The sequence below is a fragment of the Limosilactobacillus coleohominis genome (assembly GCF_016901675.1).
GTDB classification, from domain to species: domain Bacteria; phylum Bacillota; class Bacilli; order Lactobacillales; family Lactobacillaceae; genus Limosilactobacillus; species Limosilactobacillus intestinavium.
The window spans coordinates 1-295 of sequence record NZ_JACJKU010000201.1 but is presented as its reverse complement, the minus strand read 5'-3'; the positions used below and the strand labels follow the sequence as shown (position 1 = coordinate 295).

1 pseudogene is annotated in these 295 nt (G+C 48.5%); it reads left to right on the top strand.

Annotated features, from left to right (window positions below):
- A pseudogene (locus tag H5975_RS08490) lies at positions 1 to 295 on the top strand (hypothetical protein); the annotation flags it as partial.

The window sequence follows — 295 nt, the reverse complement described above, 5'->3', positions numbered from 1 at the left end:
GGAACCAAATCAGCTCCACGCCACTTACTGGTAAGACTGACGAGGATATTGCTATCAATCCAGTTGCACCTGCTGGTTGGGAATTAGTACCTGGCCAAAAGTACCCAGCAACGGTTACTGCAACGGCTGATGGTATTCCTGGTGTTACTTTGACGGTTCGTCACCACATGATCAATGTTGTTCCTGGTGATGTTCCAACCCCTGGTGATAAGAAGCCGGGCAATCCTGATAAGAAGCCTGGTGATGGTACGCCAAACAAGGACATCACGCATGAAGATCTGAATAAGACGATCAC